Genomic DNA, 1,071 nt, shown 5'->3' with positions numbered 1-1,071 from the left:
AATCTGGCGGCGGCGAGATTGCAGCGGTTGTTCGCTTGTTTGCGGGGGATTTGGCGTCTTGTTTGGGTTCAGGCGGCGGTCCGGCCCTGTGTGGCCGGAATCCGGGCGCACCTATCCCGTGATGGCCACCCATCGGCGCATGTTGAAGGCGATTGCTGCCATCGTCACCTGGCCTGCTGCCCTGGCCAGTCCGACATAGCGGATCGTGGTCAGCTTCATGCGGTTCTTGAGCGTGGCGAAGGTGGTTTCCACTGTCGCCCGGCGTCTGGCGATGAGGCGGTTGTAGTGCTTGATCCGCGGCGGCAACTCGGGATGGTGCTTGTTGGGACGGCGCGCAATGCGGGCTTTCTTACCCTCGGCCTTGAGCCGGGCGCGGCGCGCATGGGTGTCATAGGCGGCGTCCGCCCAGATCTCCCTCTCGTCGCCACGGATCAAGGCATCGGCCATCACCGTGTCGTTGACATTGGCCGGTGTGGTGATCACCGTGCGGATCAGGCCCGAGCCCTCGTCGACGCCGACATGGGCCTTGTAGCCAAAGGTGAACCCGCCCTTGCCCTGCCGTGCGGTGAAGCGGGCATCCGCATCCTTCGACGGCCGCTCGCCCGTCGGCGGCGACGAGACCGCATCGATCAGCGTTGCATCCAGCATCGTGCCGCGCTTCAGGATCACGCCGGCCTTCTCCAGCTGCCGGTCCAGTTCGCCAAACAGCTTCTCCAGCAGCCCTTCGCTGACAAGCAGGTTGCGAAAGCGCGAAAGCACCGTGTGGTCGGGAATGCTCTCCTCAAGACCCAGCCCGACGAAGCGCCGGAACGACAGCCGGTCGCCAAGCGCTTCCTCCAGCTCCCGGTCCGAGAGCCCATAGAGCGACTGCAGCAGCAGCGCCTTGAACAGAACCAGCGGCGGCCAGGCAGCCCGACCGGGACCGCCATCGCGCAGCGGTGCGAGCAGCTTCTCGAAGCGATACCACTTCACCAGATCCGACAACCGGTCGAGCTGCGAAGAACCGCCCGCCAGCTTGCTGCCCAGAAAAGCCTCCGCAAGACTCAACTGACCCGTCCGCTTCACCGCCAT

The 1,071-nt window shown here is 65.2% G+C and carries 1 protein-coding gene; it reads right to left on the bottom strand.

All coding sequences use genetic code 11. The features are described 5' to 3' along the window. Positions 1-111: 111 nt before the first annotated feature. The coding region (locus ACWUKX_RS30940; RefSeq protein WP_456010453.1) for an IS5 family transposase at positions 112-1,071 on the bottom strand (960 nt) is incomplete at its 5' end.

The organism is Mesorhizobium sp. f-mel, assembly GCF_053850215.1.
The sequence above is the reverse complement of the archived record's forward strand: the minus strand, read 5'-3'. Positions and strand labels throughout refer to the sequence as shown.